The sequence below is a fragment of the Comamonas testosteroni ATCC 11996 genome (genome assembly GCF_000241525.1).
Classification (GTDB): Bacteria; Pseudomonadota; Gammaproteobacteria; order Burkholderiales; family Burkholderiaceae_C; genus Comamonas; species Comamonas testosteroni.
In genome coordinates this window covers 41,807-63,210 of the sequence record NZ_AHIL01000033.1, presented here as the reverse complement: position 1 = coordinate 63,210, position 21,404 = coordinate 41,807, and the positions used below count along the sequence as shown (strand labels likewise).

20 protein-coding genes are annotated in these 21,404 nt (G+C 61.8%); 9 read left to right on the top strand and 11 right to left on the bottom strand.

The window, feature by feature from the left end; genetic code table 11:
• Window positions 1-2 precede the first annotated feature (2 nt).
• Window positions 3-998, top strand: a complete 996-nt coding sequence (locus CTATCC11996_RS14955) for a diaminopimelate dehydrogenase (RefSeq protein ID WP_003077619.1) — start codon at window positions 3-5, stop codon at window positions 996-998.
• Window positions 999-1,089: 91 nt separating this feature from the next.
• Here the strand turns inward: CTATCC11996_RS14955 and CTATCC11996_RS14950 are convergent, their stop codons facing one another.
• Window positions 1,090-2,394 (bottom strand): MFS transporter, encoded by a 1,305-nt coding sequence (locus CTATCC11996_RS14950; RefSeq protein ID WP_003077617.1) that lies wholly within the window; start codon window positions 2,392-2,394, stop codon window positions 1,090-1,092.
• A gap of 344 nt (window positions 2,395-2,738) precedes the next feature.
• On the opposite strand from CTATCC11996_RS14950, the gene CTATCC11996_RS14945 reads away from it, so the two are divergent.
• Window positions 2,739-3,086 (top strand): MoaF-related domain-containing protein, encoded by a 348-nt coding sequence (locus CTATCC11996_RS14945; protein ID WP_003053278.1) that lies wholly within the window; start codon window positions 2,739-2,741, stop codon window positions 3,084-3,086.
• A 440-nt stretch (window positions 3,087-3,526) separates the two neighbouring features.
• Here the strand turns inward: CTATCC11996_RS14945 and CTATCC11996_RS14940 are convergent, their stop codons facing one another.
• Window positions 3,527-4,348 carry an META and DUF4377 domain-containing protein gene (locus CTATCC11996_RS14940; protein WP_003077615.1) on the bottom strand — a complete coding sequence of 274 codons (822 nt, stop codon included), beginning with the start codon at window positions 4,346-4,348 and terminating at the stop codon, window positions 3,527-3,529.
• A 437-nt stretch (window positions 4,349-4,785) separates the two neighbouring features.
• Between CTATCC11996_RS14940 and CTATCC11996_RS14935 the strand changes: the two genes are divergently transcribed.
• Window positions 4,786-5,244, top strand: a complete 459-nt coding sequence (locus tag CTATCC11996_RS14935; RefSeq protein WP_003077613.1) for a DUF2242 domain-containing protein — start codon at window positions 4,786-4,788, stop codon at window positions 5,242-5,244.
• A gap of 111 nt (window positions 5,245-5,355) precedes the next feature.
• Here CTATCC11996_RS14935 and CTATCC11996_RS14930 read toward each other — a convergent pair whose 3' ends face one another.
• The 5 genes from CTATCC11996_RS14930 to CTATCC11996_RS14910 all read right to left on the bottom strand — a co-directional run bounded on the left by CTATCC11996_RS14930 (window position 5,356) and on the right by CTATCC11996_RS14910 (window position 13,055).
• The gene (locus CTATCC11996_RS14930; RefSeq protein WP_003077612.1) at window positions 5,356-6,237 is read right to left on the bottom strand and encodes a M23 family metallopeptidase; all 882 of its coding nucleotides are present in this window, start codon (window positions 6,235-6,237) and stop codon (window positions 5,356-5,358) included.
• A gap of 113 nt (window positions 6,238-6,350) precedes the next feature.
• Window positions 6,351-6,977, bottom strand: a complete 627-nt coding sequence (locus CTATCC11996_RS14925; RefSeq protein ID WP_003077610.1) for an FMN-binding negative transcriptional regulator — start codon at window positions 6,975-6,977, stop codon at window positions 6,351-6,353.
• 60 nt (window positions 6,978-7,037) lie between these two features.
• On the bottom strand, window positions 7,038-9,182 hold the full coding sequence (locus tag CTATCC11996_RS14920) for a DUF3300 domain-containing protein (RefSeq protein ID WP_238532418.1): 2,145 nt from the start codon (window positions 9,180-9,182) through the stop codon (window positions 7,038-7,040).
• Between the two features lie 324 nt (window positions 9,183-9,506).
• Window positions 9,507-10,928, bottom strand: a complete 1,422-nt coding sequence (locus CTATCC11996_RS14915) for a YdgA family protein (RefSeq protein ID WP_003077606.1) — start codon at window positions 10,926-10,928, stop codon at window positions 9,507-9,509.
• A 309-nt stretch (window positions 10,929-11,237) separates the two neighbouring features.
• Complete coding sequence (locus CTATCC11996_RS14910; RefSeq protein WP_003077604.1) at window positions 11,238-13,055, bottom strand: glutamine--tRNA ligase/YqeY domain fusion protein; 1,818 nt, start codon at window positions 13,053-13,055, stop codon at window positions 11,238-11,240.
• A 226-nt stretch (window positions 13,056-13,281) separates the two neighbouring features.
• Here CTATCC11996_RS14910 and CTATCC11996_RS14905 point away from each other — a divergent pair, with 226 nt between their 5' ends.
• From CTATCC11996_RS14905 to CTATCC11996_RS14885, 5 genes are all read left to right on the top strand, one after another.
• Complete coding sequence (locus tag CTATCC11996_RS14905) at window positions 13,282-13,617, top strand: hypothetical protein (protein ID WP_003077602.1); 336 nt, start codon at window positions 13,282-13,284, stop codon at window positions 13,615-13,617.
• A gap of 133 nt (window positions 13,618-13,750) precedes the next feature.
• On the top strand, window positions 13,751-14,194 hold the full coding sequence (gene aroQ, locus CTATCC11996_RS14900; protein WP_003077599.1) for a type II 3-dehydroquinate dehydratase: 444 nt from the start codon (window positions 13,751-13,753) through the stop codon (window positions 14,192-14,194).
• Entirely contained in the window at window positions 14,188-15,126 is a 939-nt protein-coding gene (locus tag CTATCC11996_RS14895; RefSeq protein ID WP_003077596.1) for an alpha/beta fold hydrolase, read from the top strand. Before aroQ ends, CTATCC11996_RS14895 begins: the two co-directional genes overlap by 7 nt.
• A complete protein-coding gene (arfB, locus tag CTATCC11996_RS14890) occupies window positions 15,123-15,533 on the top strand; it encodes an alternative ribosome rescue aminoacyl-tRNA hydrolase ArfB (RefSeq protein ID WP_003077593.1) in 411 nt (136 codons plus the stop codon). The genes CTATCC11996_RS14895 and arfB overlap by 4 nt, the downstream gene beginning before the upstream one ends.
• Window positions 15,534-15,729: 196 nt before the next feature.
• Window positions 15,730-16,422 carry an alpha/beta hydrolase gene (locus CTATCC11996_RS14885; RefSeq protein ID WP_003077591.1) on the top strand — a complete coding sequence of 231 codons (693 nt, stop codon included), beginning with the start codon at window positions 15,730-15,732 and terminating at the stop codon, window positions 16,420-16,422.
• Here the strand turns inward: CTATCC11996_RS14885 and CTATCC11996_RS14880 are convergent.
• The 3 genes from CTATCC11996_RS14880 to CTATCC11996_RS14870 all read right to left on the bottom strand — a co-directional run bounded on the left by CTATCC11996_RS14880 (window position 16,416) and on the right by CTATCC11996_RS14870 (window position 17,955).
• The gene (locus CTATCC11996_RS14880) at window positions 16,416-16,748 is read right to left on the bottom strand and encodes an SMR family transporter (protein ID WP_003077588.1); all 333 of its coding nucleotides are present in this window, start codon (window positions 16,746-16,748) and stop codon (window positions 16,416-16,418) included. The genes CTATCC11996_RS14885 and CTATCC11996_RS14880 overlap by 7 nt on opposite strands.
• 140 nt (window positions 16,749-16,888) lie before the next feature.
• Complete coding sequence (map, locus tag CTATCC11996_RS14875; RefSeq protein ID WP_003077586.1) at window positions 16,889-17,695, bottom strand: type I methionyl aminopeptidase; 807 nt, start codon at window positions 17,693-17,695, stop codon at window positions 16,889-16,891.
• The gene (locus CTATCC11996_RS14870; protein ID WP_003077582.1) at window positions 17,692-17,955 is read right to left on the bottom strand and encodes a ParD-like family protein; all 264 of its coding nucleotides are present in this window, start codon (window positions 17,953-17,955) and stop codon (window positions 17,692-17,694) included. Before CTATCC11996_RS14870 ends, map begins: the two co-directional genes overlap by 4 nt.
• 386 nt (window positions 17,956-18,341) lie before the next feature.
• Between CTATCC11996_RS14870 and CTATCC11996_RS14865 the strand changes: the two genes are divergently transcribed.
• Window positions 18,342-19,721: an NAD(P)/FAD-dependent oxidoreductase gene (locus CTATCC11996_RS14865; protein ID WP_003077580.1), complete on the top strand. Its 1,380-nt coding sequence runs from the start codon at window positions 18,342-18,344 to the stop codon at window positions 19,719-19,721.
• A gap of 1 nt (window position 19,722) precedes the next feature.
• Here CTATCC11996_RS14865 and CTATCC11996_RS14860 read toward each other — a convergent pair whose 3' ends face one another.
• Window positions 19,723-21,393: a phospholipase D family protein gene (locus tag CTATCC11996_RS14860; protein WP_003077578.1), complete on the bottom strand. Its 1,671-nt coding sequence runs from the start codon at window positions 21,391-21,393 to the stop codon at window positions 19,723-19,725.
• Window positions 21,394-21,404: the final 11 nt, after the last annotated feature.

The window sequence follows — 21,404 nt, the reverse complement described above, 5'->3', positions numbered from 1 at the left end:
TCATGGCATCGACCCCATCCCCTATCCGCGTTGCTATCGTCGGTTACGGCAATCTGGGCCGCGGCGTGGAAGCTGCTGTCGCCAAGAACCCCGATATGCAGCTCAAGGGGATTTACACCCGTCGCGACCCTTCCCAGCTCCAGCCCCTGAATGCAGGTACGCCGGTGCATTCCATGGATGTTTTGCTGTCGCACAAAGGTCAGGTCGATGTGCTGATTCTCTGCGGCGGCTCCAAGGACGATTTGCCCAGGCAGGCGCCCGAGCTGGCGGCCCATTTCAGTCTGGTCGACAGCTTTGACACCCATGCCCGCATCCCCGAACACTTTGCCAATGTGGACAAGGCCGCTCAGGGGGGGCAGTGCACGGCCCTGATCTCGGCCGGCTGGGACCCGGGCATGTTCTCCATCAACCGCGTGCTGGGTGAAGCCCTGCTGCCTGACGGCGCTACCTACACCTTCTGGGGCAAGGGCCTGAGCCAGGGGCATTCCGACGCCATCCGCCGTGTGGAAGGCGTGGCCGGCGGCGTGCAGTACACCATCCCTGTGGAGGAGGCCGTCAACAAGGTGCGCTCCGGCGTGCGCCCTGAGCTGTCCACTCGCGAGAAGCACCAGCGTGAATGTCATGTGGTGCTCAAGGATGGCGCCGACGCCGAAGCCGTGCGCAAGACCATTGTGGAAATGCCTCACTACTTCGACCAGTACGACACCACGGTCCACTTCATCAGTGCCCAAGAGCTGGCCCGTGATCACTCTTCCATGCCCCATGGCGGCTTTGTGATCCGCAGCGGCAACACCAGTGCAGAGAACAAGCAGGTCATCGAATATCGCCTGCAGCTGGACAGCAACCCCGAGTTCACTTCCAGCGTGCTTGTGGCCTATGCCCGCGCCGTGCATCGCCTGGCCCAGGCCGGCCAGCATGGCTGCAAGACCGTGTTTGATGTGGCTCCTGGCCTGCTGTCGCCCAAGAGCGCCGAACAACTGCGTGCCGAGCTGCTGTAAATCAGTCGCCAGCAGCAAAAAGCCTCGCAGAGGCTGCGAGGCTTTTTTGTGTCGAAACGGGCTGCAGCGCCAATTGCCAGATGTTTGGCAGCTATTGATTTTCAAGTGGTTGCGGGGATTCGAGGCCGCTCACGCGTGCCGCATCTTCGAGCCTGTCCACATCGCGCAGAGGTTTGAACAGCGTCATCCAGCCGCCCACCACGCCCAGCGTGCACAGGCTGCCCAGAATGGCAGCGGGAACTGCGCCGAACCATGAGGCGCTGCTGCCTGCGCGGAACTCGCCCAGCTCATTGGAGGAGCCGATGAACAGCATGTTCACCGCATTCACGCGGCCGCGCATATGGTCGGGCGTGGAAAACTGCACCAATGCGCCGCGAATATAGACGCTGACCATATCGGCTGCACCGGCCACGGCCAGTGCCAGCATGGACAGTACAAACCAGTGCGAGAGTGCAAACACCAGATTGGCCAGTCCGAACACTGCTACGGCAGCAAACATCACCTTGCCCACGCGGCGGTTGATGGGGCGCGATGCCAGCCACAGGCCCATGCAGACCTCTCCCGCAGCCATGGAGGAGCGCAGCAGGCCCAGGCCTTGCGGACCTACCTGAAGCACTTCATGCGCATAGACGGGCAGCAGGGCCACAACGCCGCCCAGCAGTACCGCAAACAGATCGAGCGAGATGGTGCCAAGGATGATGGGGCGGGTGCGCATGAAATGCAGACCTTCGGCAAAGCGTTGCCACATGGTTGTTTGCACGTCAGTGACGATCCTGGGGCTGGCAAAGTGCACGGGGACCTGGCTCAGCAGGCCTGCGCCCAGAAGCAGAGCGACGCCGCAGACCGCATAGGTCAGCACGCCGCCACCGAGCGCATACAGCAGGCCGCCCAGCACGGGAGCAGCAATCGCCGAGATACGCATCAGCATGCTGTTGGTGGCCAGGGCCTGGGCCAGTTGCTCGCGGGCTACGATCTGCGGCAGCAGGCTTTGCAGCGCCGGACCGCTGAAGGCGCGACTGCAGCCAAACAGCACCAGCACTGCATAAATCCAGTGCACATTGTGTGCGCCGCTCTCGGCCAGCAGCCACAGCAGGCCTGAGCAGACCGCGGCCACCAGCCAACTGATGCCGAGCAGGCGCTTGCGGCTCATACGGTCGCTGAGATCGCCTGCGGGAATCAGCAGACCAGCCATGGGCAGGAACTGCGCCAGCCCGACATAGGCCAGAGACAGCGGCTCGCGCGTGATGTCGTACACCTGCCAGGCCACCACCACGGCCTGCATCTGCTGGGCAAACATGGCAAGCATGCGTGCCAGCACGAAATTGACAAAAGCGGGATCGCGCAATGGCGGGATGGTGGAGGCCTGAGGCGCTGCAGAGGTGGCGGGGGTGGACAAGGTGAGATCCGTGAGTGCGGCTGGGGAGGCGGGAGTTGGCCTGGGCCGACTTCCTGCCTTGGCGACCTGAAATGTCAGAGGGTCGAGTATGCGCGATCGCCTTGTTTTCTGCAGTGCCTGTGGCCGTCCTGAGCGTCCACTTCTGTTGCGGTTCATATCCTGCAAGCAGGCTGCGGATTGACCTTCATGCCATGAAGGAGAGAAGCCTTGTTTGTCAAAAAATGTTTACCGACGAAGGCATGAGTCACTTTCCCACACGCAAAGAAACGGCGGCGATTCATCATAGCTTCACACAAATGGTTTTGCGTAATGAATAGCGAAGCTTTCTTTCAAGGAGTCACATCATGTCCATGCTTTCGATGCAATACGCAGGAACTCTTCTGGGCCGCGAAGCAGTCATTGAATTCCCGGACAGCCAGGCCCAAGTCCGCTACACCGCTAGCGGTCAGATGCGCTGGCGCGTGGTGGACTCGCAAGGACATATTTCCGAGGGCTGCGAGAACCTCAGCTATCTGCAACTGAGCGACCATCTGCATTTTTTGAACTGGATCGAGAAAACCGGCTTCACGGTCAGCCAGGTCATAGACTCGGCCAAGGGCACAGTTCAGGCTTTCTGGTCCTACGCTGACAACCAGTGTGAAAGCGGCCATCGTTCCTCCATGTTTGTGGAAGGCCGTTTCCGTCTGCGTTGAATCTGTCGGCTCTTGCCCAGGGCATGGAGCGGGGGTAAGAGCCAGCTCAATGATTTGTGTGTGTGTGAGGTCAGTGACTTTCCTCTCTTGCCGACATCCCAAAGGTGTCGGCTTTTTTCTCCGTGAAACATCGCAGGCTCCACCATCCCTGCGTATTTTTTGATCGCAGGGCCAGAAGTCAAGGCCTGTGCGGCCTGGCCCTGTTTTCCCGAGGCTTGTCCACAGGCGGTTCCACAGACGCTGGGCATAACCTGCAATCCTGTTTTCCGAACTGCTGCGTTCAGAAAACATTCCCTAAGTGGTTACTGCCAAAAGAAAAACGTCCTCTGGCAACGAATCTGATGGATGGAGCGAGGTGCGTGAAACATCGGCATTGAATGTACGCATGAAAATAGAAAAGCCGGCACCTGGGCCGGCTTTTTCAATGCCTGAGCGCTGGCTTACTTGCGCTTGTCAGCGATAGCCGAGGACACCACCATGTCCAGCACATAGACATAGCTTGAAGCATCGGCGGGAACATTTTGGCGCTTGAAGCGGTTGATGCGCAGCACATTGCTCACACCGGCTTCGTGCTTGTAGCCTTCAATCTCGCTGTAGAAGTTCTCCCACTGGCCGGTATAGGTCTTGACGCCGTTGTCGCCGTAGCGGATCTCGCGCACCTGCAGACACTGATGGCGGCCTGCACCTGCACTACAGGCCTTGCGCTCGGGGCCGACCTCGAGAAATATGCGTTCGGGCGCACCGCCGTATTGGGTCTGGGCGGTGGGCTTGCCGTTGAGCTGCCAGCGAGTGCCATCAATGAACTGCAGCGTCAGGCGAGGCTGTTCGGTAGTGGAGCCGCCGAGCTGCACGTTCCACTGCTTGGCGGTGGGCAGAATGCGCGCTACCTTCTGCTCCAGCATCATCAGCTGGTTGTCATTGCAGGCACGCAGGGTGCTCATGCCGCGCTGCAGATTGATGCGCTGGCCTTCAACGGTGTAGGCCGACGAGATGACATTGCACAGATTCTTGACGACGACGCGCTGGTCCACGAAGTCCAGCTCGATAGGTGCCTGGCTGGAGCCCAGAAACCAGCTCTGGTCCTCATTGCCAGCCGGTGTGTAGGCCTGCTGCAGTTTCCAGTGATAGGCGGTCAGCGACGCGGCATCGCCTGCGGGGCCTGTAGGGCCGGGCTTGCTTGCACCGCCGCCGCTTGTCGTACCGCAGGCGGCAAGCGTCATGGAAGCAACAAGGGGAAGGCACCAGGTCCAGCGAAATTTCATAGGGTTTCCTTAAGGTGGAATAGAGGAATACGGCAAACCGTGTCAGCAGGAGCAGAGTCTCTGTTGACCATATCAGTTCCCTGCGGGTTTTATCTGACCTTAACCCAACGTTGCAGTTGTTTTGCGCTTCGACAACCTCAGAGTGTCAACAAATGCTGCACGCTGACGGGCGGGGAAATCTGATGCGCTGCTCGGGCGTGAAGCCCCTGTAAAGATCGAAAAAATCCGTACAACTAGACAGCGCTTCGTCAAATTAGTCTTTGCCAAGCTGCTACGCTTCAAAGGTTCGGGCCATGAAGAGACTATGGCCCAGGCATCAAGGAGTTTCTGTGCGCTTAGGTGGTGTTGCTTTGTTTGGGCTGAATTGGGGGCGGCTGGGTTCTGTGGGCATATTGGCAGGTTTGCTGGGGGCATGCTCGGCAACCGCACCTCAGCATATGCCGGTCCAGGAGACCTTCGATTCCAGTTCCACGTTTTCCCGCGGCTTTGATGCGACACCGGCACAGACTTGCGAGGCCGCGCGCCGAGCCTTGTTGAGTCAGGGTTATATCGCCACGGCCAGGACGCAGGAGCTGATAGAGGGGCGCAAGAACTTCCAGCCCAATACGGAGACCAATCTGGAAATCAATTTCCGCGTGGTCTGCGTGCCGCAGACCAGCGACGGCCTGGTCAGCCTGGGCTTTGCGACGGCGCTGCAGGATCGCTATTCGCTCAAGAAAAGCGCAACCTCGGCCAGCGTGGGGGTGAGCGCTCTGGGGTCGCTGTCGCTGCCGTTTTCTTCCAGCAACGATTCGCTGGTCAAGGTGGGCAGCGAGACCGTTTCCAAACGCAGCTTCTACGACAGCTTTTTCGAGCTGGTGGAAAACTATCTGAAGCAGGATCAGGATGCACCATAGTTTTGAGCACACCAGTCTGCAGCGCATGGTAGGTGGGCGCTTGCGATTCTGATCTGGTAGCAAGAACTAAAAAGCGGCTCTGCGAGCCGCTTTTTAGTCTGCGAGATCCGTTCAGATGAACAGCGCCGGGTCCACCATGGCGCGGTTCAGCATCACGCTCCAGTGCAGGTGGGGGCCGGTCACGCGGCCAGTGGCTCCGACCTTGCAGAAGGCATCGCCTGTCTGCAACTGATCGCCCGGCTTGCAGTCCACCTGGCTCAGGTGGCAGTACATGGTCAGCAGGCCGCCACCATGGTCCAGCCAGACCGTGCCGCCGTTGAAGAAGTAGTCGCCCACATCGATCACCTTGCCCGGCAGAGGCGCGCGCACCGGCGTTCCGGTGGGGGCGGCAATGTCCATGCCGCTGTGCGGATTGCGCGACTGGCCGTTGAAGACACGACGCAGGCCGAAGCTGCTGGAGCGGCGGCCCGGCACCGGCACGCGCATGTGCAGGCTGCCGGAAGGCGGCGGCTCGGTGAAGGTGGCCATCACGGTCTTCAGGTGGGCGGCCTCGCGTTCGTAGCGGGCATTGTCTTCGGCAGACAGATCCACCGTCTTGGGCGAGACCTTGAGGCGCTGCTCCACATACTGTTTGTCGCGCACCGTATAGCTCATGCTTCGCAAGCGGCCATCGGTCTTCACGCCAATGCTCTGCTCGCCCGGTGCGGTGGCAAGCGGTATGCCCACGATTGCGGTCCATTCGATCATGTCGCCCACCACCAGAACCTCGGCTTCTGCGGCCGTGACCAGGGGGCGTGCGGAAGCCGGGCCCAGCGACAGGCGTGCGACGCCGCCGGGAACCCTGCTGTCCTGCGGCCAGAGCGCGCCGTCCGAGCTGGCGCTGCGTGCCGCCCAGGCCGGTGCGGCGGCAAACAGCGCTGTTTGTGCCATCCATTGCAGCAGGCGACGGCGTTCGGGTGGGAGAGAGGGGCTGGTGAGGTTTTCGGTCGGCATGGTGCTTATCGGGTTGTGCAGGCATTGTGCTGCATTGCTATCGATAGCGGAGCTAAAGGCGATACAGACATGTGAGCTTTACGCTGGCCAGCCCTTGAAGACCGGCTGCGTGATCAGGGCCGGCGCATGCTCCGGGCCAGGTCCAGCTGTCCCCGCTGCTCCAGGGCCTGGACTGCACCAAGCCGGTCGCGCTGCTGCTTGTTCTGGCTCAGCTTGAACTTGGCTTCCAGGCGGTCGACAGTAATTTCCAGGCCCACGATGGCGCCGAGCATGCGTTGCAGGTAGTCGGGCGGAGCGTCGCTCATCTTCCATGGGGCTTCGGCATTGTTGCTGGCCTCGTGGCGGCGGGTGAGCCGGCCCACCACGCCGCGCACGAACTTTTCATCGTCGCGCACGCTGATGCGGCCGTGCGCGTGGACCACACGGTAGTTCCAGGTCGGCACCTGCTCGTGGGTCTCGTGCTTGCTGGGATACCAGCTGGGAGAGATATAGGCCTGCTCGGCACGGAAGATCACCAGCACGGAGTTGTCGTCCCGGATCTGCTGCCACACAGGATTGGCGCGTGCCACGTGGGCGATCAGTCGCAGCATGCCATCCTCGTCCTGCAGCAACTCGAATGGCAGGTGATTGGCATCCAGCCCCGCATCGGACTGGGTGACCAGGCAACCCAGCGGGTGAGCCTGGATCAGGGCATGCAGGGCGGTGGGGTCGTCGACCTTGAAATGGCTGGGGTTGTACATGAAGGCTGCTGCAATGAGTGGTGCAAAAACGAATGAGCTTTTATGAGCTTGTTTATACCGTCATGCAGGCTGCGCGCCGAGAAGCCGCCTGCATGGCAGGCGGCATGGCACGAAGGCGAGTGGCGTTTCAGCGGTGCTCTCGATCCCCGCGCGAGCGGCCCTCGGAGCGCGCCGCTTGCATGCGAGCCTGTTGCTCGGCCTGGTGCTGCTGAGCCTGCTGGTGGCGTTGGGCCTGTTCCTGCGCCCGTTGTTGCTGCATCTGGGCTTGCTGCTGGCGTTGCTGCTGCTCACGAGCCTGTTGCTGCTGCATTTGCTGCTGGCGCTGAGCCTGCTCCTGGGCACGCTGTTGCTGCATTTGTGCTGGCGCTGAGCTTGTTCCTGGGCGTGCTGCTGTTGCATCTGCTGCATCTGGGCCTGCTGCTGGCGCTGCTGTTGTTCACGGGCCTGTTGCTGCTGGCGCTGAGCTTGCTCCTGAGCGCGCTGCTGTTGCATCTGGGCTTGCTGCTGGCGCTCCTGCTGCTCTCGGGCTTGCTGCATTTGCTGCTGGCGCTGGGCCTGCTCCTGGGCGTGCTGCTGTTGCATCTGGGTTTGCTGCCGATGCTCTTGCTGTTCACGGGCTTGCTGCTGCATTTGCTGCTGGCGCTCCTGCTGCTCTCGGGCTTGCTGCATTTGCTGCTGGCGCTGGGCCTGCTCATGGGCCCGCTGCTTTTGCATCTGCTGCATCTGGGCTTGCCGTCGCTCCTGTTGCTCGCGGGCTTGCTGCATTGGCTCCTTTGGGCGTTGCTGCAAGGCTTTCTCCGTCATGGCAGCCTGCATCTGTGGTGCCTGCGGCGGATGGCGATCATGTGGGGCTTGCGGTTGCATCAAGGCATTGCCATTGGATGCGCGCGGCCCGCCTGGAGCCTGGCTGGGGCCCTGGGCAAAGTCCGGCCGCCCCTGAGGCTGTGTCGCCAGGGGGCTTGATGCTGGTTGGCGCTGGTTCAGGACATGGCCGCCGGCTGCGAGGGCGGCGGCACCGACGGCTGCGCCCGCTGCTGCGCTCGCGGCCATCGTGCCAGGCCCAGTAAGCACGCCTGCTGCCTGGGGCTGCCCGGCCGGCTCGCGGCGCTCGCCTGAGGCATTTTCATGGATGTTGTTGATGTAGGTGTTGTCCGTGCGATGGATGTTCTGCACCACGGTTCGCGACTGGGATATATAGGTTGTGTTGTTGTAGACCACAGCCGGACGTGCCTGCGGGGGCGGGGGGCGCTCGCCGTGACGCCAGGGCCTTTCAGGATTGCCCCAGTGCATATTCCAGGCATTCCAGCCCCAGGACGGATGCCTGTCCATGGACCCGGCCAGCACGATGGCGGTGCCAAAGCCCAGCAGGCCGGCCATCACGGGCACGCCGGCCACGGGAGCCGGAGGCTGCACCTCCACATAACGGTAGCCGCCATATACGGGCAGCGGCTGACCGTAGACCGCAGCCGGGTCGTACTGAGGAACGTAGACCGTATCCACCTGGGAGGGGCTGATTTCAATGAACTGCTCCGGTGGCTCTATGACCGGGTCGGGCAGCGGTGTGACCACGGCTCCTGGCGTATAGGCCACGGCGGCGGGCGTGGACGCCAGGTTGACCTTGAGCTGGCTGGAGGTCTTGAGCGTGCCGGCCTTGTAGGCCCGGCTGCGCATGACCTGTATGGCGTTCATCACATCCGAGGGATCGTTGTAATAGGCCTTGCCTAGCGCCGTGGTCCAGGGCAGGTTGGAGGCCAGCTGTTCCAGCACGTTGGGAAACTGGGTCAATGATTTGACGGACGGGTCCCAGTTCTGGGCGTTGACGGCATTGCTCAGCGCCGTCCTCTGCAGACCGGGGTTTTGCCCCAGCCAGGTTTCGGCGGCGCTGATCTGGTCTGGATAGGTGGCACCGGCCAGGATCTGGGCCACCAGCTTGTCCGGGTAAAGCGCAATCGGCGCCACCATCCGGTAGAGCGCGTCTGCATCGGGTGGCACATATGCTGCGGGCTGAGGCTGTGCGGCATCGGGCATGGCAGCCGGTGCCAAGGCCGATGGCGCACTGTCCGCCTTGATCGGCGAATCCTTGTCGTTGCAGGCGCTCAGCGCCATGGCGGCGGCCAGGGCGATCACGCTCGGGTGCCATAGGCGGGCGACCGTGCTTGGCTGCTGTTCCGGCTGCTCAGGCCGGGTCCGGGGGAAATGCGACATCTGACGCTCCTTGCGCCGCACAGTGCAAGTCACGGTGCTATGGCGGATGCTGTTTTAACGCCAGTGTTGAGCCGTTGTTGACAGAGTGTTGTAAGCAAATAAAGCGTGTGGCGGCAGTCCGTGCTCAGAGAGGAACTGGTAAATTTTGATAGCTGTTATCGCAGTTTGAGTAATGCTTTGATGCTAAAAATAGTGAAAATTTAGGGCAGAAAATGCAAGGGTGGCTTCTCGGCTGAGTCACCAAGCTCGGGGCACTATCTCCCATGAAAAAGGCCTGCGCGAGGCAGGCCTTGGAGCTATCCGTGAAGCAGCACGCCGGTCACATTATTCGGTCATGGTGCCCATGAGCGTGCTCGTGCCCATAGCGTCCAGCGGCTTGCCGTTGACCTGGAATTCACCCTTGGCATAGACGATCTCGGTGCGCATCTTGCCGTCCTTGTCCTCGAAGATGCCTTGCTCCTTGAGCATGTCAAGGCTGGCTTGAGTCTGGGCCTTGGCAGTTTCCTCGATATCTTCGGGCTTGTACTCGTTCTCGCCTTCAAACACGGCCAGCAGGCTGGAGCGCCTGCGCGAGAGCATCATGTTTTCCATGAAAGGCTTGGGCATATCGGCCTTGAGGCTGACCTTCAGGTCCTGCAGCAGAGTGCCCATCTTCTGGCCATCGCCCAGATATTGAATGGCAGCCGCGAATTCGCTCACGCCATCGGGGGTGCGCATGGACAGGCGTTTGAGTTCGATCACGGGCTGGCGAGCCAGGGCCTGTGTGAGCGACTTGAGCATTTTCTCGCGCAGATCGCCGCTTTGCTGCTCGTCGGTGTCCTCACCGTCCCCAGCTTCGCCAGCAGCACCGAGCAGCGGGTTCTTGCGCTTGCTCATTTCCACAACCTGGTTGATCCAGTTGGCATCGACATTGTTGAACGCCATGTCCAGCACTAGGTCGTCAGCCTGCTTGTCTTCGAGTTTGGCGGTCTTGATGCCGGTCTTGAGCGTCATTTCCACGACCTCGCCCTTGAGGATGGTGTCCGAATCCATGGTGATGCCTTCGAAGTGGCTGGCAGAGCTCTTGCCTTCCTCTTCCTGCTTGGTGGCGGCAATCTTGGCAATCGTCATGGCAAACGGACCGGTCCAGAACTGCTGGCCCGAGGGCTGCTTCATGTCGAAACGCATATCGGCCTTGTCCAGCGTCACGCTGCCTTCCTCGTCCTTGAACTGCAGGCCGGCGAAGCTGCCCGTGCCCTTGGCGGCCTTCATGTCGGCGGGCATGTCCCAGACGATCTTCATGCCGCCCCAGTTCATTTCGCTGTCCTTGATCTTGCTGCTCACGGCCGGCGATGTCATGACGTTGGAGCTGCTGCGGCCCCAGCCGACCTTGGTGTCGACTTCCAGCGGAGAGCGGCCGTTGAGCGCAGTCTTCAGCTCCGGGTCTGCATTCTCGGGCAGATTGAAGCTGGTGTGAATCTCGGCGGCATGGCCCAGGGGGAGCGGTCCGTGGCTGATCTTGTGCTCTGCGGTGAACTGGACGGGCTCGTCGCCACTGTCCAGCGTCCATACCGTTTTGGCAGTGGAAGAAAAAGCACCGCGGTCATAGCTGGTGACCTGAATCTTCACGCCATGCTCGCTCCACTTGTCCAGACCTTCGGTAAAGCTTTGCTGCAGCTTGCCGCCCATGTAATAGCTGGTGCCCAGTGTTCCTGCCACGATCACGGCGACGGCCGCTGCAATGCCTGCTCCTGCTTTTCTGTTCATTATTGACCTTTGATGAAAATAAAAAATCCGCGAATGAATTGCGGATTGGTAATGTTGTGGTGAGCAGGATTCTAGAAAGAAAGTAATCAAATGCTCTGAATTTCAGAACATTTTATGCAAATGTTTATCGAGTATTGAAAATCAATACCGACGGTATTCATTTCAATATGTAACCGTGATTCAGGGGTGCTATCCATTTCTCGGTCGGAGAGCCGAATAGCTGTTCTCGGAATAAATGCCGCAGCGGTATGCGCAATAAAAAAGGCTGCCAGTGAATCCTGGCAGCCTTGCTGAAACCGACTGGAGCGTTTACTTGCCCCAGCTGTCCTTGAGTCCGGTGATCTTGTTGAACACGGGCTTGTCGCTGCGGTGATCCTTGCGGTCGGCCACAAAGTAGCCAAAGCGCTCGAACTGGAACTTGTCATCAGCCTGTGCCGCCTTGAGCGAAGGCTCCACATAGGCGGTGACGACCTTGAGGCTGTCGGGGTTCAACAGGCTCAGGAAATCCTTGCCGCCGGCATCGGGTTGCGGGTCGGTGAACAGACGGTCGTACATGCGCACTTCGGCCTGCAGGCCGTCGGCCACGCCCACCCAGGTGATGGCTGCCTTGACCTTGACGCTGTCGGCGCCCGGTGTGCCGCTCTTGGTGTCGGGCACCACGGTTGCCAGCACCTTGGTCACATTGCCGTCGGCATCCTTTTCGGCGCCCGTGCATTCGATCACATAGCCGCCCTTGAGACGGACCTTGTTGCCGGGGAACAGGCGCTTGTAGCCCTTGGGCGGCACTTCGGCAAAGTCTTCGCGCTCGATCCAGACTTCACGGCCAAGGGTGAAACGACGCTCCGGCACGGTTTCACCTTCTGCAGCGTGGGGCAGGGCGGGCAGGTGGCAGTCCTCCAGGTGTCCGGCGCTGCCAAAAACCTCGGCCCAGTTGCTGAGCTCGAGCTTGACCGGGTCCAGCACGACCATGGCGCGGTGTGCCTTGTTTTCCAGATCTTCACGCAGGCAGCCGTCCAGCGTGCCGTAGTCGATCCAGGCGTAGTCCTTGGTCACGCCGATGCGTTCGCAGAAGTTGCGAATGGACTCAGGCGTGTAGCCGCGGCGGCGCAGGCCGACCACGGTGGGCATGCGCGGGTCGTCCCAGCCTGTGACGAACTGGTTGTCCACCAAGTGCTTGAGCTTGCGCTTGCTGGTGATCACATAGGTCAGGTTCAGGCGCGAGAACTCGTACTGGCGGGGCTGAGGGGCATCGATCAGACCGCCTTCGCGCAGGTGGTTCAGCAGCCAGTCATAGAAAGGGCGCTGATCCTCGAACTCCAGTGTGCAGATGGAGTGGGTGATGTGCTCGTAGGCATCCTCGATGGGGTGCGCAAAGGTATACATCGGGTAGATGCACCACTGGTTGCCGGTGTTGTGGTGCTCGGCATGGCGCACACGATAGATGGCCGGGTCGCGCAGATTGATATTGGGTGCGGCCATGTCGATCTTTGCGCGCAGCACGGCAGCGCCATCGGCGAGCTTGCCGTCCTTCATGTCGGCAAAGCGCTGCAGGTTTTCGGCCACGGAGCGGTCGCGGAAGGGGCTGTTCACGCCGGGACGGGTGAAGTCACCGCGGTTGGCCTTCATCTCGTCGGCCGACTGCTCGTCCACATAGGCCAGACCTTGCTCGATCAGGTAGACCGCACAGCGGTACATGAAGTCGAAGTAATTGCTGGCGAAATAGAGGTTCTCGTGTCCGTCGGCATCCTTCCAGTCAAAGCCCAGCCAGCGCACGGCATCGATGATGCCGTCCACATATTCCTGATCTTCCTTTTCCGGATTGGTGTCGTCGAAGCGCAGATGGCAGACGCCGCCGAAATCGCGTGCCAGACCGAAGTTCAGGCAGATGGACTTGGCGTGGCCCACGTGAAGATAGCCGTTGGGCTCTGGCGGAAAGCGGGTGCGGATCTTGGCTTCGTCGACCTGGCCGCTCTGGTGATGCTGGGCATCGCCGGGCGCGCCGCCCCAGTGACGGGTGGCATAAGTGCCCTTGTCCAGATCCGATTCGATAATCTGGCGCAGGAAGTTGGTGGGCTTGACCGCTTCGGAGGCGGAGTCGTTGGATTTGGAGGCGTCAGCAGAGCTCATCGCACCATTTTAGGCCGGCTGCCATGACCTCATGTCGATCTGCGGACACTGCAGCTTTGCCTCGTGTGCATTTGGACACAATGTTTTTGAGGAATCATGCCATCCTGACGGGACTCTGAAACGTTATATCCCCAAGGGCCGAAGGCGCTGCACAGGTTTGCAAGCTTGCCCCCGGTGACTCATAAACAGAGGAGAGATTGTGATGTCCAGAACAACTTCCCCCCGCATGGCCAAGCTGCTTGCTGCTGGCTCTATCGTTGTGGCAGGCCTGATGGCTGCCGCAGGCGCCCAGGCGCATGGTGGCGTCAGCCTGTCGGTCGGTATCGGCGTGCCCGGCGTGGCCGTGGGTGTCGGCGCTCCCGTTTACGCTACGCCCTATGTGGCACCAGCTCCGGTCTACATGCCGCCACGCCCCGTCTACTATGCGCCTCCGGCACCGGTCTACTATGCGCCGCCGCCGCCCGTGTATCGTCCCGCACCCGTGATGGTTGTTCCCGGCCCGGTCTATTACGGTGGCGGCCCGCGCTGGCGTGGTCATCGCCATCATCATCACTATCGCTGATGGCATCGATGACAGAGCCCTGAAAGACTCTGCACCACAGACGGCTGCCCAGGCAGCCGTTTTTTATGCCTGCGGGTCGGGTGCCGCGCTCGCATAATCCGGGGCAGTCCTCAAAAACCAGGAGAGTGCTTCCGTGAAAACCGTCTATGTCCTCAATGGCCCGAATCTCAATCTGCTGGGCATGCGCGAACCCGCCATCTATGGCTCGGCCACGCTGGCCGATGTCCAGAAGCTCTGCGAGCAAGCTTGCGTGCGCCATGGCCTGAAGCTGGAGTTCCGTCAGAGCAACCATGAGGGCGAACTGGTGGACTGGATTCACGAGGCGGGCCGTCTGCACGCCAAGGGAGAGTTGCAGGCGCTGATCATGAACGCCGCAGCCTATACCCATACCAGTGTGGCAATTCTCGATGCCGTCAAGGGCACGGCCGTGCCGCTGGTGGAACTACACATCAGCAATGTCCATGCGCGCGAGAGCTTTCGGCACCATTCCTATTTGTCAGCCACGGCGCGCGCCGTGATGTGCGGCTTTGGTGTGGCCGGCTACGGCCTGGCCATCGATGCGGTGGCGCAGTGGTGACATCGGCGGTTGAAGCAGCCTGTTCCCTGGAGCAGGTCTCGCAGGAGCTGGGTGTCGACGTGCCACCAGCGATTGCCCGGCTGCAGGCCACGGCGCAGCGCGTGCAGACCCGGCTTGGCGAAGCCGCCGACAGCGGCGCGATGATCTGGCATGGCTGGCAGCCCCCGGCCGGGGTGGCGCAGCGTGGCTTGCCGCTGGTGCTGCTGCATGGCGGCAGCGGCAGCTGGACACATTGGTTGCGCGTGATCGAGCCACTGGCCGAGGCGGGCTACAGCATGTGGCTGGCCGATCTGCCGGGTTTTGGCGAATCCGATGGCGTGCCCGGGGGCATGGATGTGGACACCATGCTGGAGCCTCTGGCCTATGGCATCCGGCAACTGCTGGGCAATGCCGGTGCAGGCCCTGTCTGCGATCTGGTCGGTTTTTCCTTTGGCGGCATGACCGCCGGTCTGCTGGCCGCCGAGCATTCGGAGCTGGCCCGCAAGCTGGTGGTGGTCGGTGCTCCCGGCATGGGTATGACCGAAGGACGCAGCGTGCGCCTGCTGGGCTGGCGTCATCTGCCGGGGCTGGAGGCGCAGATGCAGGCCCATCGCCACAATATCACGGCCCTCATGCTGCATGACGCGGCGCTGATCGATGAAGAGACGCTGGCGCTGCATGCACTCAATGTGGCTCGTGACCGGCTGCCGCGCAGACGGCTGTCGCGCACCGATGTGCTGGCCCGGGCCCTGACCCGTATCAAGGTGCCGGTGGCGGCGATCTATGGTGAGCATGACCCTCTGTATGCGGGCTGCTTGGCAGATCTGCAACTGTTGATGCAGCAGCAGTGCCAAGGTGAGCTGGACTGGCAGGTGATGCGAGGTGTCGGCCATTGGGCCCAGCACGAGGACCCTACCGCCTTCTGCGCCGCGCTGCAGGAGGCTCTGTCGTGAGCAATGCTGCCACCTTCGAACTGACCGAGGCCGATGTGCAATGGAGCGCCGTGCGCTCTCAAGGCCCTGGTGGCCAGAATGTGAACAAGGTGGCCAGCGCCGTGCATCTGCGCTTTGATGTCCGGGCCTCGCGTCTGCCTGCCGATGTACAGCAGCGCCTGCTGGCGCTGGGCGATTCGCGCATCACCACCGACGGGGTGGTTGTCATCAAGGCGCAGAAGTACCGCACCCAGGAACACAATCTGTGGGATGCACTGCAGCGCCTCAATGCGCTGGTAGCGACGGTTGCCAGGCCGCCACGCCCGCGCAAGCCCACCAAGCCGACCTGGGGCTCGCAGCAAAGACGCTTGCAGGGCAAAAGCCTGCGCTCCGGCATCAAGGCCTTGCGCGGCCGGGTGCATGACTGAGCTTATGTAGCGGCAAAGCCACGCTCAGGCCAGTCAACTGTATCAAAAAGCATGTGCGTACCCTGTCGGGCCGGGTGCGGATCGGTCAGCCGGCTGCGGGTCTGCGCTATATTGTTTTGATAGCTGCAGTCGCAGAATGCAAAAGCGCTACAGCCTGTTTTCCCATCAAATTCCGTGCTGCCTTCGGGAGTTGTCCATGAGCACATTGCCTTTGACTTATCTGGAGCGGCCCGCGCAGCTTGCCGCCGATCAGCCTGCCTGGCTGCTGGTGCTCATGCATGGCGTGGGCAGCAACGAGCAGGACCTGTTCGGCCTGGTGGCCTATGTGCCGCCGCAGTTTCATGTGCTCAGTCTGCGCGCGCCCTTTGCCATGGGAATGGGCGCCTATGCCTGGTTTCAGTTCACTGTGGATGCCGATGGCACGCGCCATATCAATGTGCCGCAGGAGCAGCAGGCGCGCATCTTGCTGCAGCAGACGGTGGAGCAGGCCGCGCAGCAACTGGACATCCCGCCCGAGCGGGTGGTGCTGGGTGGCTTCAGCCAGGGCGGAATCATGAGTCTGAGCCAGTTGCTGACGCAGCCCCAGACCTTGCGTGCCGCACTGGTCTGGCACAGCCGTCTATTGCCCGAGATTGCTTCGCTGCATGCGCCCGCTGCTGCATTCGAGGGCAAGTCGGCCTGGGTCAGCCACGGTACTTATGACAATGTGATTCCGCTGACCAGCGCCCATGCCGTGCGTGACCGCCTGGCTTCCTTGCCCCTGCAACTGAGCTATCACGAGTATCCGGGCGCCCATGAGATCCGGCCCGAGGAGCTGCTTGCCAGCATGCAGTGGCTGCAGGATCTGACGCAGTCAGCGGAGTACTTCGGGGGCGAGGGCGATCAGTGACCGGCGGTCTTTGAAAACAGATTGATCACCAGCACGCCGCCGACAATCATGGCCATGCCGGCCAGGGCGGGGGCATCGAGCTTCTGGCCCTGCCAGAAATAGGCAACGGCAGAGACCAGCACGATGCCCACGCCGGACCAGATTGCATAGGCCACGCCCGTGGGAACGGTGCGCAGCGTCAGCGACAGCAGATAGAAAGAAATCGCATAGCCCACCAGGGAAACAGCAGTAGGGCCGAGCTTGGAGAAGCCTTCCGACCTGGCGAGGAAGGAAGTGGCAATCACCTCGCAGATGATAGCCAGGCCCAGATACAGGTAATTTGTCATGCCGGGCACTGTAGTGCGGCCTGGGCCGGGCTGTTTCCAGGCTGGCTCCAAGACCCCGGGCGGCTTCTGGCCGTTATTGCCAAAATCCAGCGGCTGTGCGCACATCGCCGAGGGCAATATGCGCGGCTTGCCGCGCTTGATCAGATGGCTGGGTACTCGCCTGTACCCTCTGGCCAGGGGGTCAGCACCTCAAATCCAGTCTCCGTCACCAGCACCATATGCTCCCACTGGGCAGAGAGCGATTTGTCGTTGGTGATCACGGTCCAGCCGTCAGACAGTTCGCGCGTGGCGGCCTTGCCGGCGTTGAGCATGGGCTCGATGGTGAAGATCATGCCAGGCTGCAGCATCAGTCCCTGGCCGGGCGTGCCGTAGTGCAGCACCTGGGGCTCGTCGTGATAGACCTTGCCGATGCCGTGACCGCAGTACTCGCGCACGATGGAAAAGCGCTCACGCTGGGCCACGGTCTGGATGGCATGGCCCACATCGCCCAGCGTGGCTCCAGGCTTGACTGCGCGGATGCCGGCCACCAGGGCTTCATAGGTGGTGTTGACCAGGCGCCTGGCCAGATTGCTGGGCTGGCCCACGTAGTACATGCGGCTGGTGTCGCCGATCCAGCCTTCGGGCGTGGTCACTGCGACGTCGACATTGACGATGTCTCCGTCCTTGAGGACCTGCTTGGCATCGGGGATGCCGTGGCAGACCACATGGTTGACGGAAGTGCATACGGTCTTGGGGAAGCCGTAGTAGCCCACATTGGTGGGCGTGCATTTCAGCTCGTTGACGATGTAGTCGTGACAGATCTTGTCCAGCTCCTCGGTGCTGACGCCGGGCTGCACATGGGGCGTGAGCATGGCTAGCACCTTGGCGGCCAGGCCGCCGGCCTTGCGCGAGAGGTAGATGTCGGTGGCGTCATGAATGGGCACGACTTTCTGCTTGCCGCGCTTCATTGCATGCCTCCCACAAGGCGCACCGGACGGGGGCGGCGCACGGCGGCCTCGGCTTCATGCGCGCTGACTAGCTGCAGCTCACGCTCGGCTTGCTGCAGCAGCAGGGCGCAGATGCCTTCGTAGTTGAGCTGGGGGTGATGCTCGGCCAGCTGGCCTACACGCAGCCAGTGCTCGGCCTGGGCATTGATGGAGCGGCCGAGGGCCGCGCTGGAGACACGAATCTGGTCGTGCAACTGGTCTGAAATTTTGACGATTCCCATGGCCGAGCATCATAAGGTCTGTATACGTTTCGTATATTGACAAACGCAAATTGCATGGTTGAAGCAGCGGTTTTGCCACTGCTTGACAAGCGCTGTTCGTCGAATGGGGTTTTAAGGCCACGTCGTACGACATGGCGCTCAAGAAGTTGATAGCGCTCTGTGCTTGATTGACATTGCTTGCAGCCATGGTTGTTCAGAAAATTGAAAGCTTTTAAGGCAGGCCTTGCATTCGTGCAGCTCAAGTCTTATAAAAGATATATATCATCAGTATTTGCCTTGTCCATATTGCGTTTCCTGCTATAAAAATTGAAGAACAATCAATGCGTGCCAGACATCTTGAGATGTTCTGGCGTCCGGTTACAACAGACGCAGAGTCAGGGTCGTTCATGGAAAACGCAGTCAACCAAGCAGAGCAGGGCGAGCAGCCCGTCACCGAATCCCAGGAGCCGCAAGCTCGAAAGCCACAGCATCCACGCAATGGGCATGCGGCCCGCATCGTGGTCGTGGGCGGCGGTGTGGCGGGGCTGGAGGTGGCCACTGCCCTGGGCAAGCTCAAGAGCGAGAGCATTGACACGGTGACGCTGGTGGACAGCGACTCCGCCCATGTCTGGAAGCCCATGCTGCACACGATTGCCGCCGGCACCCGCGATCTGGCTCAGCAGCAGACCACTTATCTTGCCCAGGCCACCGATGCCGACTTTGCCTACCAGCCCGGCGAGATGTGCGGCCTGGACCGCGAGGCACGCGAAATTCTGCTGGCCCCCATCTATGCCCCTGATGGTCGCGAGCTGGTGGCGGGGCGGCGCCTTGCGTATGACAAGCTGGTGATTGCGGTGGGCAGCGGTGCCAACGACTTCGGCACGCCCGGCGTGCACGAGCATTGCTTCATGATCGATTCGCGCCGCAAGGCCGATGCCTTCAACCAGGAAATCCGGCTGCGCATGGTGCGCTGCATGACCAGCGGCGAGCAGCTGCAGGTCGCCATCGTGGGCGGCGGCGCCACGGGGGTTGAGCTGGCGGCAGAGCTGGTTCAGCTCGCGGAAAGTGCCACGGCCTACGGCGCATTGGGCGAGGCGGCCAAGTTCCGCATCGTGCTGATCGAGGCAGGTTCGCGCCTGCTGCCCAGCTTTCCCGAAGAAATCTCCGAAGCCACGCGCGTGCGGCTGCAGGCCCTGGGCGTTTCCGTGATCGTCGGCGGCCGCGTCAGCCGTGCGACGGAGCAAGGTTTTGAGCTGGCCAATGGAGAGCTGGTTCCCGCCAGCCTGCGTGTCTGGGCGGCCGGGGTCAAGGCGCCGGAATTTCTGATGCAGCTGGGTTTGCAGACCACGCGCAGCAATCAGCTGCTGGTCAATGACGAGATGCAGACCAGCGACCCCGATATCTATGCCCTGGGCGACTGCGCCAGCTATACCTTGCCGGGCAAGCAGGAGGCCTTGCCTCCCACGGCCCAGGTCGCCCACCAGCAGGCCCGCTATCTGATCGAAACCCTGCCCCATGTGCTGGAGCGCCCCGGTGCCAAACCCGTAGGCTTTGCCTATCGCGACTTTGGCGCGCTGGTGTCCCTCGCGCATTACGACGCCTATGGCTCGCTGGGAAAATTCGGCCTGTTCAACGGTGGTGTGATCCGTGGCCGCATGGCCATGCTCAGCCACATCATGCTGTACCGCTCGCACCAGGCGCGGCTTTACGGCTTCTGGCGCGGTGGCCTACTGTGGCTGATCGATCTGATGAACGCGCGGCTGCGTCCCTCCATCCGTCTGGACTGAGCTACAAAAGCCCTTCGATGGGCAGCCAGCTCAACACCCGCACCATGAAGCGCTGCCACCAGCTGGTGCCGGGGTCGGCACTGAAGGTCTGGGTTTCATGGGGCGGCTGCGGATTCTGGCCCGTCCAGCTCAGCCTGCCCTGCGGGTCCAGTTGCACCTTGTAGGCCATGCGCGGCAGATGCTGGTCCAGGCTGGTGCTGACCTGCTGGCTCAGGGCCGGGTCTTGGATGACCACGCCCATTTCGGTATTGAGCATGGCCGAGCGCGGATCGAAGTTGAAGGAGCCGACAAACAGCTGCTTGCCGTCGACCGCGAAGGTCTTGGCGTGCAGGCTGGCGCCGGAGCTGCCCGTGGTGGCCGAGCTGCCGCTCAGCGCGGCGGGTGACGGGGCTTCGCGCTTGGGAGCCTTTTCGGCAGGATCGCTCTTCCGGGTCTTGTCTGGCTCGTTGGCTGCGGGCTGACTGCGCAGATCGATCTGGCGGCGCATTTCGTAGAGTTCCACACCCATCTTCAGCAGCGGCTTGCGGTATTTCTCGTAGCCTGCATGCACCACAGCCACATCGGTTGCCTCCAGGCTGTTGGTCAGAATGCGCACCCGCACCCCTTGCTGGCGCAGGTGAGCAAAGGCGTCGACTCCGGCCTGGGTTGGCACGAAATAGGGCGACACCACTTCCAGCAATTGCTGTGGCTGGCCAATCACCGGCTGGAGCTGGGACAGCAGCAAGTCCTCGGGCGCTGCTTCGCGCAGGACCTTGGCCGGGTCGTCGCTGACCTGGGTGGTCTCAGCCCATTGCAGCGGCAGCCGACCCGCCAGCAAGTCGGTGCTGAAGCGGCTGCGGCTAACGGCCTGCACATAGGCCTGGGACTCCTGGCGATTCACATCAGCGTGCAGGCTTGCATAGACCTTGTCCACGGCCTGCTGTGGCATGGCGGGCAGCAGGCTGGCTGCCGGGTAGGCGGAGGGGCTGCTCCAGTAACGGTCGAATTCCGCTGCAACCTCGCTCACCACCGAGCCTGTAGCCACCACATCGAGGTCGGCGAACAGTACGCCATCGGAGGCGGCAAAGTACTCATCACCGATATTGCGCCCGCCAACAATGGTGGCGGCGGAGTCGGCCGTGTAGCTCTTGTTGTGCATGCGCCGCTGGGTGCGCGCGAAGTCCGTTACATAGCCGATCGCCTTGGGTGTGCGCAAAGCGAAGGGGTTGAACAGCCGCACCTCGATTTGCGGATGTTGGTCCAGGGCTGCCAGCATGGCGTCCATGCCGCCGGTGCCGCCATCGTCCAAGAGCAGGCGTACGCGCACGCCGCGGTCTGCCGCGAGCAGCAACTCATCGAGCAGCAAATGGCCTGTGGTGTCGTTGCGCCAGATGTAGTACTGGACATCGAGCGTGCGCTGCGCAGCCCGGGCCAGCAGCGCACGGGCCGCATAGGCGTCATGGGCGTCGGCCAGCATATGGATGCCGCTTTGCCCGGGATGCGCCTGCTGTAGCGGCGCCAGCGCCTGGCCGAGCCGGGTTTGCAGGGCCTGCTCAGCGCTCAGGGCCTCGCTGGCCATGCGATCCGGCAGGGGAGGCAGACCGCAGCCCGACAGCAGTCCGGCGATCAGCAGGGCGGCCGCTGTACCGCGCCACAGGGGAAGTTCGGGTCTCGAGGCCTGTGTGTTTTGCATGATCCGAGTAT